Origin of the sequence: Azospirillum tabaci (assembly GCF_014596085.1) — a bacterium.
Taxonomy (GTDB): domain Bacteria; phylum Pseudomonadota; class Alphaproteobacteria; order Azospirillales; family Azospirillaceae; genus Azospirillum; species Azospirillum tabaci.
This window is the reverse complement of the sequence record NZ_JACCJY010000002.1, coordinates 165,837-179,412: the sequence shown is the minus strand read 5'-3', so window position 1 is coordinate 179,412 and position 13,576 is coordinate 165,837. Positions and strand designations below refer to the sequence as shown.

The following is a 13,576-nucleotide window of genomic DNA, read 5'->3' as shown; positions in this document are numbered from 1 at the left end:
TCATGGTCAAGCGTTCCCGGATTCTCGGCTGCGGTTCCTACCTCCCGGCCAACGTCGTGACGAATCGCGACCTCGAAGCCCGTGTGGACACCTCGGACGAGTGGATCGTCCAGCGCACCGGCATCAAGTCGCGGCATATCGCCGCTGACGGGGAACTGACCTCCGACCTCGCCATCGCCGCGGCGACCCGCGCCCTGGAGCATGCCGGGGTGGACGCCACCAGCATCGACTGCATCGTGCTGGCGACGACGACTCCGGACAACACCTTCCCGGCCACCGCGACGAAGGTGCAGGCGGCGCTGGGGACCAAGGGCTTCGCGCTGGACATCCAGGCGGTGTGCGCCGGTTTCGTCTACGCGATGTCGATCGCCGACAACTTCATCCGCATCGGGCAGGCCAACCGCGCTCTGGTCATCGGCGCGGAGACCTTCTCCCGCCTGCTCGACTGGAAGGACCGCACCACCTGCGTCCTGTTCGGCGACGGCGCCGGGGCCGTGGTGATGGAAGGCTACGACGCCGCCGGGACCCCGGCGGACCGCGGCGTGCTGTCCACCCACCTGCACTCGGACGGCGCCCAGTACGGTCTGCTCTACGTCGATGGCGGCCCGTCCACCACCGGCACAGCGGGCCATGTGCGGATGAACGGCCAGGACGTGTTCCGCCACGCCGTCAGCAAGCTGTCCTCCGTCGTCGAGGAGGCTCTGGCCGCCAACGGTCTGGAACCGTCGGCGGTGGACTGGCTGGTGCCGCACCAGGCCAACCAGCGGATCATCGACGGCATCGCCCGCAAGCTGAAACTGCCGACCGACAAGGTCGTGCTGACGGTGGACCGCCACGGCAACACCTCCGCCGCGTCGATCCCGCTCGCGCTGTGCGAGGCGGTGCACGACGGCCGCGTGAAGCGCGGCGACCTGATCCTCATGGAGGCCATCGGCGGCGGCCTGACCTGGGGCGCCGCGATGGTGCGCTGGTAAGCGGCGCACCCGCTTTGCTTCCCCCGAGGGCTGCGTTTGCTGCGCTGCTCACAACGACGCGATCCAAGCTTTTGAATTGACCGGGTTCTTTCCCCGGATTACGGTTTTTCCCCTATGGTTTCGGGGGGGAAGCGAACCATGTCACAGAACACCGTCACCCGCGCGCAGCTCAGCGAAGCGGTCTACCAAGAGGTCGGCCTGTCGCGCAACGAATCCGCCGATCTGGTCGAAAGCGTCCTGGAGGAGATCTCCGACGCCCTGGCCCGCGGCGAGATGGTCAAGATCTCGTCCTTCGGCAGTTTCCAGATCCGGCAGAAGGGGCAGCGGGTCGGCCGCAACCCGAAGACCGGCGAAGAGGTGCCGATCCTGCCCAGGCGCGTCCTGGTCTTCCGGGCGAGCCACGTCCTGAAGAACCGCATCAACGAGGTCGTGGAGGCGGAGGAAGCCGAGGCGCAGCGCGTGAAGGCGGTTTCCTGATCCGCCGCACGGACCGGCCGACAACGTAGGTTTCCCGGAAAGGTCTCCCGGATATGAAGGCGCGCGGCACCACGAAGTCCGCCACGGCGTTCCGAACGATCAGCGAGGTGTCGTCCGACCTGGACGTGCCGCAGCATGTGCTGCGCTTCTGGGAAGGCAAGTTCCCGCAGCTCCGTCCGCTCAAGCGCGGCGGAGGGCGGCGCTACTACCGACCGGAAGACGTGGATCTGCTGCGGCAGATTCAGAACCTGCTGTATGGCGAGGGCTACACGATCAAGGGTGTCCAGCGCCTGCTGAAGGACGGGAAGGTGGACGACGATCCGGACGCCCGGAGGAGGGAGGAGGGCGCGCCGGATGAACCGGATGTCCTTGAGACCGCTCCGGACGAGGCGCCTGTGGCCTTGGCCGCCATGGAGGAGACCGCGCCGATCGTGGCGCTGGATAGCATGTCAGACACCATTCGGCAGGCCATCGCCCAGGCTCTCGACGAGTTGAAGGAGGCGCGCCTTCTGCTCATTGTGGGCGAGGGGAAAGAAATTCGAGAAGTGTGAAAAAAAGTGAACTGTAGCGCTTGCGTTGGACCAAGGTCCCGGCTATAGTCCCGCTCCCTTCCGGAACGAAGGGCGGTCCGTCGAACGGAGCGTAGCGCAGCCTGGTAGCGCATCAGACTGGGGGTCTGGGGGTCGCAGGTTCAAATCCTGTCGCTCCGACCAATGTTCCGGAAGATGAAAAGGCCTTGGAGCTGATCGGCTCCAAGGCCTTTTCTTTTGCTTTTGTCGTCCGGCCGGCTCGCGGACACCGCCGGGCCTCTGCTGGAGAGGCCGGCGGCTGTTCCATAAGGGACCGCGTCTGCCGACGTTCAGGCAGCGGTCTCCGACGCCGCTATGGCGTCGGTGGTGGCGGCGTCCTGCTGGTTCATCTTGCGCCGCTGCGCGGCCATGTCGATCAGGGCCGTGCGCAGCGCCGGATGGCGGGCGGTGAACTGGTTGAAATCGCGCCGCTCCAGCACCTGAAGCTGGCAGTAGTCGACCGCGGCGACGTCGGCGTTGCGCCGCTGGCCGCTCAGCAGGGCCATCTCGCCGAACATCGTGCCGGCGTCCAGGCGGATGGTCTGGCCTTCCATGAGCACCTCCACGGCGCCGGACGAGATGAAGTACATGGCGTTGGCGCGATCGCCCTTGCGGATGATCCGCTCGCCGGGAACCGCCGACTTGGGCCGGAACAGCATCATCAGCCGCTCCTGCTCGTGCGCGTCCAGCAGCGACAGCACCGGGAAGGTCTTGGCCAGCGCCTGGATCTGCAGATCATGCTCCTTCTCGCGCTCCTCCGCCTGGTGGCGAGCATTGGCGAGGCTGCTCTGGAGCTGCTCGAACTGTTCCCAGCCATAGGGCGGCACACCGGCGGTTCGCTTGGCCTGGAGATGCTTGCGCAGCGCAGCGACGCCGGCGAAGACCGCCGGGTTCAATGTGATCGACAACAGCGCGCCGGCCAGCACGAGGTCCCGCCCTTCGTCCGGCAACAGGCCGAGCGACAGGCCCAGCCCGACGAGGATGAAGGAGAATTCGCCGATCTGCGCGAGGCTGGCCGACACCGCCAATCCCATGCCCACCGGAAAGCGCAGCAGAATCACGATGCCGAAGGCGATCAGCGACTTGCCCACGACGATCAGGGCCACCACGGCGATGACCGCCAGCGGATCGCGCAGCAGGATCGACGGGTCGAACAGCATGCCGACCGATACGAAGAACAGAACGGCGAAAGCATCCTGCAACGGCATCGAATCGGTGGCCGCCTTGTGGCTGAAGCGCGACTCGTTCAGCACCACACCGGCGAAGAAGGCGCCCAGTGCGAAGGACACGCCGAACAGCACCGCCGAGCCGTAGGCGACGCCGAGTGCGATGGCGAGAACCGACAGGGTGAACAGCTCGCGCGAGCCGGTGCGCGCCACTTTGGTCAGGATCACCGGGACGACCCGCGGGCCGAGCACGATCGCCAGAACGGAGAAGGCCGCCACCTTGCCCAGCGTCAGGGCCAGCGTCAGCCAGATCGGCCCGTCCGGTCCGGCGCCGTGCCCCGCGGCGGCGCCCGGTGCGTGGCCGCCCAGGACCTCCGCCAGGGCCGGCAGCAGCACGAGCGCCAGGACCATCGCGAGGTCCTCGACGATCAGCCAGCCGACCGCCACGCGGCCTTCGGCGGTGTTCAGCATGTCGCGCTCTTCCAGGGCCTTCAGCAGCACGACCGTGCTCGCCACCGACAGGCTGAGGCCCAGCACGAGGCCGGCGCCGAGACTCCAACCCCACAGCCAGGCCAACCCGACTCCCAGCGCGGTGGCGAGGCCGATCTGGCCGACGGCGCCGGGTATGGCGATTTTCCGGACCGCCAGCAGGTCCGAAGGCGAGAAATGAAGACCGACTCCGAACATCAGAAGAATGACGCCGATCTCGGCCAACTGGGCGGCCAGGGCACCGTCGGCGACGAAGCCCGGCGTGAAGGGACCGATGATGATACCGGCGACCAGATAACCGACGAGGGGAGGCAAGCGAATGCGATCAGCGAGGTATCCGAAGATGAAGGCCAACCCGAATGCGATGGCGATCATGGAAATGAGCGGAACGTCGTGGGACATGCGAAAATCCTGGCTGCATCGGCGCGATGCCGCATAGTACGGATTTTGCTGGTGCTTGTGGGCGGTGTTGTAGGGATTTTTTCCAGTTTCCCGTTCGATTTTCCGGGAACTAAAAGGTGGCTCTCGCGAATTCTCCTCAATTGCTCGATGTTTCGGCGGAAGCAGGGAAGTGCATGGTGTGACCTTGCTGGCCCGCCGTCATCAAGGGGTGGATAAGCGGGACGGGGCCGCTATGCTTCGCCGGCCACGGTAAGGTGAGAAGCATGGCGAGCAAAAGACGCAAGGCATCCAGGAAGGCGGGACGGGGCCGTCCGGGGGCGGGACGCTCTCTGGCGGGCGAATCGATGGTTCTGGAAGGGCGGGCGGCGCGGCCACCAGTCCGGACGGCCCCCGTGACGCGCGGCCGGAGCGTGGCGAAGCGCGCCCTGTCCCTGGAGGGCGATTCGGGAGCCTTTCTCGGACCCGAGCAGCAGTATCTGCTGAGAAAGCGCCAGGAGGTCGAGCGGCGCGAGGCCCGGTTGCGGCGATCCGTGGCCGGGATTGTCGTGGTGGTTGCCGTCGCCGTGGCGGCAGGCCTGTTCTGGGCGTTCAACGGGATCTGAGCCGCACGGCGCCCGCTCCCATGGTTGGGGCGCGGGCGCGGCGCGATGTGCGTCAGGACCCCAGGCGGCGGCGCAGGAGCGACAGCGGCTGCGGGTCGTCCAGCGACGGCTGGAAGGCGACGGTGATCTCCGTCAGGGCGTGTGCCCAGCTCTCCGGGTTGGTGTTCTCCGGCGCCTCGGCGGAGGTGAAGCCGGTGCGCAGGAGGAAGCGGTACTGATCGGGGATGACGTGCCCGACCGCCCGGATCTCGCCTTCGTAACCGTAGCGTTCCCGCAGCTCGCGGGCGGTGGAGAAGCCGCGGCCGTCGCGGAACTTCGGGAACTCGATCGCCACCAGGGCGAAGCGGTCCAGGTCCGATGCGATGGCCGGGGCCAGGGTCCCGCTCTTGACCCGGACGCCGAGCGCCGCGTTGCGCCCGTCGAAGCTCGCGCGCTCCGCCTGCCAGCGCTCGAAGGTGATGATGGCGGGGCGGTCGGCGGGAACCGGCTCGCCGTCGGCGACCGCAACCCACTCGTCCTCGACGATGCGGCCGTCCTTAATGAGCGGCATAGACTCTCTCCTTGAACGGGCCATGGCCGACGCGCTTCAGCGTGTCGATGAAGCGTTCCCCGTCGTGCCGATTGGACAGATAGACCTCGACGATGGCTTCGATGGCGTCCACCGTCTCGTCGGCGGTCACCGCCGGGCCGAGAATGTCGCCGATCGCCGTGGTCAGGGTCGGGTCGCCGCCGACGGTGATCTGGTAAAACTCCTCGCCTTTCTTATCCACGCCCAGGATGCCGATGGCGCCGACATGGTGGTGGCCGCAGGCGTTGATGCAGCCGCTGATCTTGATGCCCAGCTCGCCGATGGCCTGCTGCCGCGCCGGGTCGGCGAAGCGGGCTGAGATGGCCTGGGCCAGCGGGATCGAGCGGGCGTTGGCCAGCGCGCAGTAGTCGAGGCCGGGGCAGGCGATGATGTCGCCGATCAACCCGGCGTTCGGCGTGCCCAGCCCGTTGGCCTCCAGCGCCGTCCACAGCGTGAACAGTTCGTCCTGCCGGACATGGGCCAGCACGAGGTTCTGGGCATGGCTGACGCGGAGTTCACCGAAGCTGTGCGCGTCGGCCAGATCGGCGACCAGCTCCATCTGCTCCGACGTGGCGTCGCCGGGGATGCCGCCGGCGGGCTTCAGGGAGATGGTGGCGGCGGCGTAGCCGGGGACCTTGTGGGCCAGCACGTTGACCGCCACCCAGCGGGCGAAGTCCGGGTTCGCGGCCTTGGCGGCCTGGAAGGACTCCGGCTCGTCGGTCAGCGTCTCGAAGGCCGGGCCGCCGAAGCGGCGGCGGATCTCGTCGACGATTTCCGGCGCGAGGCGGTATTTCGGTCCGCGCAGGCGGGCGAACTCCTCCTCCACCTCCTGGGTGAACTTCTCCTGGCCCAGTTCGTGGACGAGGATCTTGATGCGCGCCTTGTAGATGTTGTCGCGCCGGCCATACTGGTTGTAGACGCGCAGGATGGCTTCGAGATAGGCGACGAAGTCCTCCTCCGGCACCCAGTCGCGGACCAGCTTGCCGACGAAGGGCGACCGGCCCAGACCGCCGCCGACGTAGAAGGTGAAGCCGACCTCGCCCCGCTCGTTGCGCTTGGCGAAGACACCGACGTCATGGATGCGGATGGCCGCGCGGTCGGCGTCCGACCCCATGATGGCGATCTTGAACTTGCGCGGCAGGAAGGTGAATTCGGGGTGCAGGGTCGTCCACTGCCGCAGGATCTCCGCGTAGACGCGCCCGTCCACCACCTCGTCCCGCGCCGCGCCGACGAACTGGTCGGTGGTCACGTTGCGCACGCAATTGCCGCTGGTCTGCAGCGCGTGCATGTCCACCTCGGCCAGCTCGTGCAGGATCGCCGGGGTGTCCTCCAGCTTGATCCAGTTGAACTGGAGATTCTGGCGGGTGGTGAAATGGCCGTAGCCCTTGTCGTACTTGCGCCCGATCTCGGCCAGCTTGCGGAGCTGCCGCGAGGTCAGGACGCCGTAGGGAACGGCGATGCGCAGCATGTAGGCGTGGAGCTGGAGGTAGAGGCCGTTCATCAGCCGCAGGGGCTTGAACTCCTCCTCCGTCAGCTCGCCGGACAGGCGGCGCTCGACCTGGGCGCGGAATTGCTCCACGCGCTCCGCGACGAAGCGGCGGTCGATGTCGTCGTAGCTGTAGACCCCGGCGTTGCGGCCGGGCGCGATGTGGTTCATGGAACTCGCCCTTGTCAAAAGAGTGGCCGCCCGGTTCAGGCCGCAGCCTGCTTGCCGAGATCGATGCGGACGGTGGGGCCGAGCGCCCGGATGCGCTCCCGCGTCTTGACCGGCACCCGCTGCCCGTCCGTGACGCGCAGGTCGAAGGCGTAGACGTCCACGGCGAACTGCTCGCCCTCGGCCTTGGCCTTGGCGGCGGCCAGAACCGTTTCGGCGGTGGTCGCGTCCTCGAACAGGGCGGCGTCGTCCAGACGCTCCACCCAGCCAAGATCGGGGCCGGGGGCGAGGAAGATCACCTCGCCGTCACGCAGGCGGTTGGCGGTGATGGCCTTCAGCACCGCCTCGTTCCTGGACTTATCGTTCAACGCCATGCCTTCAACTCCTAACACGTACGCTCACGCCGACACGGCGATGGGGGACAGGCCCCTATGGAACGGATTCTGGCCGGTGGTCTGCTGCCACGCGCCGATCAGGGCGCGCAGCCGCACGACCTCGCCGACCACGACGATCGCGGGGCGCTTGGCCTGTAGCCGCACGACGTCCCGCGCGCAATGGGCAAGATTGGTCTCGATGACGCTCTGCGCCTCGGTGCTGGCGCTCGACACGATGGCGACCGGGGTCATCGGCGGCTTGCCGGCGGCTTCGAGGCGCTCGGCGATGGTCCCGATGGTCCCAAGCGCCATGTAGAAGACCAGCGCGCCGGGCATCCGCGCCAGCACGTCCCAGTCCAGATCGGCGGGCAGACCGCCGGCCTTGTCGTGGCCGGTGACGAAGGTCGCGGTGGTGCCGAAGCCGCGGTGGGTCACCGGGATGCCGGCGTAGGCCAGCCCGCCGATCCCCGCGGTCACGCCGGGCACCACGCGGAAGGGGATCTCGGCCTCGGCCAGCGCTAGGCATTCCTCGCCGCCGCGCCCGAAGACGAAGGGGTCGCCGCCCTTCAGCCGCAGCACCCGCCGGCCTTCCCGCGCCAGTTCCACCAGCCGTTCGTTGATCGCCTCCTGCTTGGGGGACGGATGGCCGGCGCGCTTGCCCATGTCCACCAGCAGGGCGTCGGGGTTGGCGGCCTCCAGGATGCCGCCGCCGACCAGGGCGTCATGGACGATGGCGTCGGCCTCGCCCAGCGCCTTGGCGGCCAGCAGGGTCAGCAGGCCCGGATCGCCGGGACCGGCCCCGGCCAGCCAGACGCTGCCCGGCTCGAAGGCGGGCAGGCGGGACAGAAGAGACGATGCGATCATGGCAGCCATCCTTTGGCGGCGATCAGATCCCGGCAGGCGCGCAGCACCTCGGGTCCCTTGGCGCCCGCGGCGCGCAGGCGGTCGCGGAGCGCGGCGAGTTCCGCCAGCCGGTCCGCCCAGACGGCAGGGAACAGCGTCTCCAGCCGTTCGCGGAGAACCTGCGCCAGGGCCGGGCTCCTGCCCCCGGTGGACACGGTCATCAGAAGGTCGCCGCGGCGTATCACAGACGGCGCGTGGAAATCACACAGCGGGATCACATCCTCGACATTCACTAGGATGTTCCGCGACCGCGCCTGACGGGCCAGCGTTTCCGCGGCGGGGTCGTCGACCCCGACCACGAACAACACTTGGACTTTGTCCAATTCGGCAAGGGAGGGCAGGGCACGGCGAAGCGCGGTTCCCGCAAGAGTGGCCAACTCCTCATCCGGTGCCGGGGAATAGACCGCCGGTGCCGCACCACCGTCCAGCAATTGCGCAAGACGGCGCTTCGCCAGCGGTCCCTGGCCGACCAGCGCAATCCGCACATGCGTGGGGTCGAGAGTGATCGGGATCACCGCCGCCACCCGGAATGCACACCGAAGCTATCGTGAATAGACGTCATGGGCGCATTTAAGCGCGATGGCAGGGTGCAATCAACAGATTTCACAAACTCCCTTAAACCTATAATACAAGTAGACAATGTATATGCGTTGCAACGACGTGAAACTGGTGTTAATGTGCAATTCAGAACAAATACTCCACTTCGTGGATAGGCAAATAGGCCATGCTCGATGGACTTGCACATGCTGTGAAACTCGACCGCGTGGCTGACCTGACCGAACGGTATGGGCGGCTGGACGGAGCGGTGCTTCTGAACGCCCTTCTGCGTGATGAATTCAACGGCCGCGTCGCCGTGGTTTCATCCTTCGGAACGGAATCCGCGGTTCTGCTCGCCCTGGCAGCGGAGGCCGACCCGTCCTTCCCGGTGCTTTTCGTCAACACAGGAAAGTTGTTCGGCGAGACTCTGCGCTACCGCGACAAGCTGATCGCCGCGCTCGGCCTGACCGGCGTTCGCACGATCGGCCCGACCGACGCGGATCTGGCCGGGGAGGACCCCGACGGCCTGCTGTTCACGCGCTCGCCCGACGCCTGTTGCCATCTGCGCAAGACGGTTCCGCTGGACCGCGCGCTGGAGGGTTTCGATGCCTGGGTGACCGGACGCAAGCGCTTCCAGGCCACCACGCGCGCCGCCCTTTCCCTGTTCGAGGGGGAGGAGGGCACGGGGCGCATCAAGATCAACCCACTCGCCCATTGGGACCGCGAGCGGATCGAGCAGGAATTCACCCGGCGCAACCTGCCGCGCCACCCGCTTGAGGCCGACGGCTTCCTGTCCATCGGCTGCTTCACCTGCACCGAGCGTGTCGCTCCCGGTGCGGACCCGCGGTCGGGCCGCTGGGCCGGAACCGCCAAGACCGAATGCGGCATACACACCTTCAAGAAAACCGGAACCGCACAATGACCGCCGATCTCGACTACCTTGAGAGCCAGAGCATCTACATCCTTCGCGAGGCCTACAACCGCATCGACAAGCTGGCTCTGCTGTGGTCGATCGGAAAGGACAGCAACGTCCTGCTCTGGCTCTGCCGCAAGGCGTTCTTCGGGCGCGTTCCGTTCCCGGTGGTCCAGCTCGACACCGCGATGGAATTGCAGGAGGTCTACGACTTCCGCGACCGCATCGCCGGGGAGTGGGACCTCGACCTGCGGGTGGAGCAGTGCCCGCCGGAAGCGGACATGGACCAGACCCTGCCGCCGCTGACGCGCGCCGCCGCCCGCAAGACGGAGGGGCTGAAGAACCTGCTCCGCACCGGCAAGTACCAGGGCATCATGGTCGGCATCCGCCGCGACGAGCAGGCGACGCGCGCCAAGGAGCGCGTCTTCTCCCCCCGTTCGCTGGAAGGCGACTGGGACGTGAAGGACCAGCCGGCGGAGTTCTGGGACCATTACAAGACCCGCTTCGACGAAGGCACCCACGTCCGCATCCACCCGCTGCTGCATTGGACCGAGCTGGACATCTGGCGCTATTCCAAGCGCGAGGGGATTCCCATCGTCCCGCTGTACTTCGCCAAGGACGGCAAGCGCTACCGCTCGCTGGGTGAGAAGAACATCACCTTCCCGGTGGACAGCACCGCCGGCACCATCGACGAGATCATCGCCGAACTGGTCGTGACCCGCATTCCGGAGCGCGCCGGCCGCGCCATGGACAACGAGGCCGAGGACAGCTTCGAGCGCCTGCGCAGCTCGGGCTACATGTAAGAAGCGGGGATTGGGACCATGGACATCCGGAACGAACTGAACGGCCAGCTCCGCATCGTCATCGTCGGCCATGTCGACCACGGCAAGTCGACGCTGATCGGGCGCCTGCTGAACGACACCGGCAGCCTGCCCGACGGCAAGGTGGAGCAGGTCCACGAGATGAGCCGCAAGCGCGGCATGCCCTTCGAATGGGCCTTCGTGATGGACGCGCTCCAGGCCGAGCGCGACCAGGGCATCACCATCGACACCACGCAGATCCACTTCAAGACGGAGCAGCGCCCCTACGTCATCATCGACGCGCCGGGCCACACCGAGTTCCTGAAGAACATGGTGACCGGCGCCTCGCAGGCCGACGCCGCCCTGCTGGTGATCGACGCCGCCGAAGGCGCGCTGGAGCAGTCGCGGCGCCACGCCTTCCTGCTGCATCTGCTGGGCGTGCGCCAGGTGGCCGTCGCCGTCAACAAGATGGATCGCGTCGACTTCGACCAGTACCGGTTCGAGGCGGTGTCTCAGGAGATCCGCGCCTATCTGGCGGAACTCGGCCTGCACACCTCCACGGTGATCCCGATCGCGGCCCGCCACGGCGACAACATCGTCACCCGCTCCGATAAGGCGCCCTGGTACGAGGGACCGACCGTGGTGGAGGCGCTCGACGCCTTCCGCCCGCAGCAGGCGCCGACCGAACTGCCGCTGCGCTTCCCGCTGCAGGACGTCTACAAGCCCGACGACCGCCGCATCCTGGCGGGCCGCATCGAGAGCGGGCGCCTGCGCGTCGGCGACACGCTGCGCTTCTCGCCGACCGGCGCCACCGCCACGGTGGTCAGCATCGAGGGGTGGAACCACAGCCAGCCCATCGTCGCCGCCCAGGCCGGGCAGAGCATCGGCATCACGCTCGACAAGCGCATCTTCGCCGAGCGCGGCCACATCGCCCATCACGAGGAGGGGGCGCCGCACGTCACCCACCGGCTGGGCGTCCGCGCCTTCTGGCTGACCTCGGAGCCTCTGGCGGTCGGCAAGACCTACACGCTGAAGATCACGACGGGCGAGCACCGCGTGACGGTGGAGAGCATCACCGCCGTCATCGACATCGAGGATCTGTCGAGCACCCCGGCCAAGGCCGTCCATCGCAACGAGGTCGCCGAGGTCGTCCTGCGCTCCCGTTCCCCGATCGCCGTCGACCTCGCCTCGGCGCTGTCGCGCACCGGGCGCGGCGTGCTGATCGACGGTCACGACGTGGTCGGCGGCTGCATCGTCGTCGAGGTGGACGAGGGTCCCGCCGCCTCGACCAACACCACCGAGGTGTCGCACGCCGTCACCGCGGACGAGCGCAACGCCGCCAACGGCCACAAGGGCGGCATCCTCTGGCTGACCGGCCTGTCCGGGGCCGGCAAGTCCACGCTGGCCATGGCGCTGGAGCGGGCCTTGTTCGACCGCGGCTGGCAGGTCTTCGTGCTGGACGGCGACAATGTCCGCAACGGGCTGAACGCCGGGCTGGGCTTCTCGGCGGAGGACCGGGCGGAGAACATCCGCCGCGTCGCCGAGACGGCCAAGCTGTTCGCCGACGCCGGCGTGCTGGTCATCGCGTCGCTGATCTCGCCGCTCCAGGCCGACCGGGCGCGGGCGCGGGCCATCGGCGGCGAGTGCTTCCACGAGGTCTATGTGGCCGCCGATCTCGCCACCTGCGAATCGCGCGACCCCAAGGGCCTGTACCGCCGGGCGCGCGCCGGAGAGATCCCGGAGTTCACCGGTGTGTCCGCCCCCTATGAGGCCCCGGAGTCGGCGGAGCTGACCATCGACACCGGCGCGGTGACCCCGGTGGAGGCGTTGGGCGAACTGCTCGACTATGTGGACGGCGCGTTCGGCAAGAACGCCCTGAAGCGCGGCCGGGTGTAATCCTCCCTCTCGTTCGGTTGCGACGGCAAGGCTCCATTCCTGGTCCGGGGGTGGAGCCTTTTCCTATGGGGGGATTGGTGCATATAAGGACCAGACGAATTTGTGAAATGCTCCATTACATCACGGTGATTTGTGCAATTCGCTCTTCCTTCCGATAGGGGATGTGCTAAATAGGCGGGCAAATTCCTGCGAGGATGGATCCATGACCGCCCTGACCCGACGCTCCGCGATGCTGGCTGTGGCCGCCGTCGCGTCCCTGACCGCCGCGTCCCTGACCGCCTTCACGCCCGGCGCGGCCCGCGCCGCCGACCCGGTGAAGCTGGAGGTCGGCTACATTCCCATCCTCGCCGCCGCTCCGCTGTTCATCCTGGAAGGGGAAGGCTGGGCGCGCGAGGCGGGCATCGACCTGAAGCTGACCAAGTTCGAATCCGGCCCGCACGCCATCCAGGCGATGGCCGCCGGCAAGATCGACCTGCTTTACGCGGGCGTCGCTCCGGTCCTGGTCGCCCGCTCGAAGGGGGCCGACGTGTCGGTGATCGCCAACTCGGCGGTCGAGGAGATGGTCGTCGCCAGCCGCGGCGAGTTCGCCAAGGCGCTGGGCGGCAAGGCCACCGCGGAGTCCATCGCGAAGTTCGTCGCCGACAGCGGTCGCAAGGTCAAGATCGGCACGCAGCCGCCGGGCTCGGTTCCGGACACGGTGCTGCGCCACTGGCTGTTCAAGGTGCTGAAAGCCGACCCGGCCAACGTGGAGATCATCTCCATGGGCATCGAGAAGACCCAGCAGGCCCTGCTCGCCGGCGCGCTCGATGCCGCCACCATTCGTGAACCGACGGTGACCGTGACCCAGAAGATGGACCCGAACGTCGGTCTTCTCGCGACCGGCGCGGAGATGTTCCCGAACCAGCCCGGCACCGTTATCGCGGTCCGTGGCCCGGTCGCCAAGGAGCATGGCGAGGCGCTGACCCGCCTTCTCAAGGCGCACATCCGCGCCGTCGACCTGATCGCCAAGGACCCGGCCCGCTCCGCCAAGGTCGCCAACGAGTATCTGGGCAAGGGCCTGATGGAGCCGGCCACGCTGGAGGCCGCCTTCCGCTCGCCGGGCTCCAAGTTCGTCGCCGACCCGCACGGCGTTGTCCCGGCGGTCGAGCAGATGATGGCCTACGCCAAGGAGATCGGCTCCGCCGAGGGGACCGTCCCGGTGGCGGAGGCGTTCGACTTCCGCTTCTACGACGCGGCTGCCGCGAAGTAAGCG

Annotated in this window: 14 protein-coding genes and 1 tRNA gene; 9 read left to right on the top strand and 6 right to left on the bottom strand. The window is 67.7% G+C overall.

Annotated elements, in window-relative coordinates; all coding sequences use genetic code 11:
• Window positions 1-2 precede the first annotated feature (2 nt).
• The 4 genes from H0B54_RS04005 to H0B54_RS03990 all read left to right on the top strand — a co-directional run bounded on the left by H0B54_RS04005 (window position 3) and on the right by H0B54_RS03990 (window position 2,164).
• The gene (locus H0B54_RS04005; protein WP_188259327.1) at window positions 3-974 is read left to right on the top strand and encodes a beta-ketoacyl-ACP synthase III; all 972 of its coding nucleotides are present in this window, start codon (window positions 3-5) and stop codon (window positions 972-974) included.
• A 138-nt stretch (window positions 975-1,112) separates the two neighbouring features.
• On the top strand, window positions 1,113-1,451 hold the full coding sequence (locus H0B54_RS04000) for an integration host factor subunit alpha (RefSeq protein ID WP_014240747.1): 339 nt from the start codon (window positions 1,113-1,115) through the stop codon (window positions 1,449-1,451).
• Window positions 1,452-1,504: 53 nt separating this feature from the next.
• Window positions 1,505-2,002: a MerR family transcriptional regulator gene (locus H0B54_RS03995; protein ID WP_188259326.1), complete on the top strand. Its 498-nt coding sequence runs from the start codon at window positions 1,505-1,507 to the stop codon at window positions 2,000-2,002.
• A gap of 85 nt (window positions 2,003-2,087) precedes the next feature.
• Window positions 2,088-2,164 (top strand) — tRNA-Pro (locus H0B54_RS03990).
• A 146-nt stretch (window positions 2,165-2,310) separates the two neighbouring features.
• Here H0B54_RS03990 and H0B54_RS03985 read toward each other — a convergent pair.
• Window positions 2,311-4,077: a cation:proton antiporter domain-containing protein gene (locus H0B54_RS03985; protein ID WP_188259325.1), complete on the bottom strand. Its 1,767-nt coding sequence runs from the start codon at window positions 4,075-4,077 to the stop codon at window positions 2,311-2,313.
• Between the two features lie 263 nt (window positions 4,078-4,340).
• On the opposite strand from H0B54_RS03985, the gene H0B54_RS29450 reads away from it, so the two are divergent.
• A complete protein-coding gene (locus H0B54_RS29450; RefSeq protein WP_211109169.1) occupies window positions 4,341-4,679 on the top strand; it encodes a hypothetical protein in 339 nt (112 codons plus the stop codon).
• Between the two features lie 52 nt (window positions 4,680-4,731).
• Here the strand turns inward: H0B54_RS29450 and H0B54_RS03975 are convergent, their stop codons facing one another.
• The 5 genes from H0B54_RS03975 to H0B54_RS03955 are packed head-to-tail and all read right to left on the bottom strand — an operon-like array spanning window position 4,732 to window position 8,693.
• The gene (locus tag H0B54_RS03975; RefSeq protein ID WP_188259323.1) at window positions 4,732-5,229 is read right to left on the bottom strand and encodes a DUF934 domain-containing protein; all 498 of its coding nucleotides are present in this window, start codon (window positions 5,227-5,229) and stop codon (window positions 4,732-4,734) included.
• A complete protein-coding gene (locus tag H0B54_RS03970; protein WP_188259322.1) occupies window positions 5,216-6,904 on the bottom strand; it encodes a nitrite/sulfite reductase in 1,689 nt (562 codons plus the stop codon). The genes H0B54_RS03975 and H0B54_RS03970 overlap by 14 nt, the downstream gene beginning before the upstream one ends.
• Window positions 6,905-6,939: 35 nt before the next feature.
• The gene (locus H0B54_RS03965) at window positions 6,940-7,275 is read right to left on the bottom strand and encodes a DUF2849 domain-containing protein (protein ID WP_188259321.1); all 336 of its coding nucleotides are present in this window, start codon (window positions 7,273-7,275) and stop codon (window positions 6,940-6,942) included.
• Between the two features lie 24 nt (window positions 7,276-7,299).
• Window positions 7,300-8,139 carry a uroporphyrinogen-III C-methyltransferase gene (gene cobA, locus H0B54_RS03960; RefSeq protein WP_188259320.1) on the bottom strand — a complete coding sequence of 280 codons (840 nt, stop codon included), beginning with the start codon at window positions 8,137-8,139 and terminating at the stop codon, window positions 7,300-7,302.
• Window positions 8,136-8,693: an NAD(P)-dependent oxidoreductase gene (locus tag H0B54_RS03955; protein WP_188259319.1), complete on the bottom strand. Its 558-nt coding sequence runs from the start codon at window positions 8,691-8,693 to the stop codon at window positions 8,136-8,138. The genes cobA and H0B54_RS03955 overlap by 4 nt, the downstream gene beginning before the upstream one ends.
• Window positions 8,694-8,926: 233 nt before the next feature.
• On the opposite strand from H0B54_RS03955, the gene H0B54_RS03950 reads away from it, so the two are divergent.
• The 4 genes from H0B54_RS03950 to H0B54_RS03935 all read left to right on the top strand — a co-directional run bounded on the left by H0B54_RS03950 (window position 8,927) and on the right by H0B54_RS03935 (window position 13,573).
• Window positions 8,927-9,637, top strand: a complete 711-nt coding sequence (locus tag H0B54_RS03950; protein WP_425490003.1) for a phosphoadenylyl-sulfate reductase — start codon at window positions 8,927-8,929, stop codon at window positions 9,635-9,637.
• On the top strand, window positions 9,634-10,431 hold the full coding sequence (cysD, locus tag H0B54_RS03945; RefSeq protein ID WP_014240756.1) for a sulfate adenylyltransferase subunit CysD: 798 nt from the start codon (window positions 9,634-9,636) through the stop codon (window positions 10,429-10,431). Before H0B54_RS03950 ends, cysD begins: the two co-directional genes overlap by 4 nt.
• 18 nt (window positions 10,432-10,449) lie before the next feature.
• Complete coding sequence (gene cysC, locus H0B54_RS03940; protein WP_188259317.1) at window positions 10,450-12,324, top strand: adenylyl-sulfate kinase; 1,875 nt, start codon at window positions 10,450-10,452, stop codon at window positions 12,322-12,324.
• Between the two features lie 202 nt (window positions 12,325-12,526).
• Window positions 12,527-13,573 carry an ABC transporter substrate-binding protein gene (locus tag H0B54_RS03935; RefSeq protein ID WP_188259316.1) on the top strand — a complete coding sequence of 349 codons (1,047 nt, stop codon included), beginning with the start codon at window positions 12,527-12,529 and terminating at the stop codon, window positions 13,571-13,573.
• Window positions 13,574-13,576: the final 3 nt, after the last annotated feature.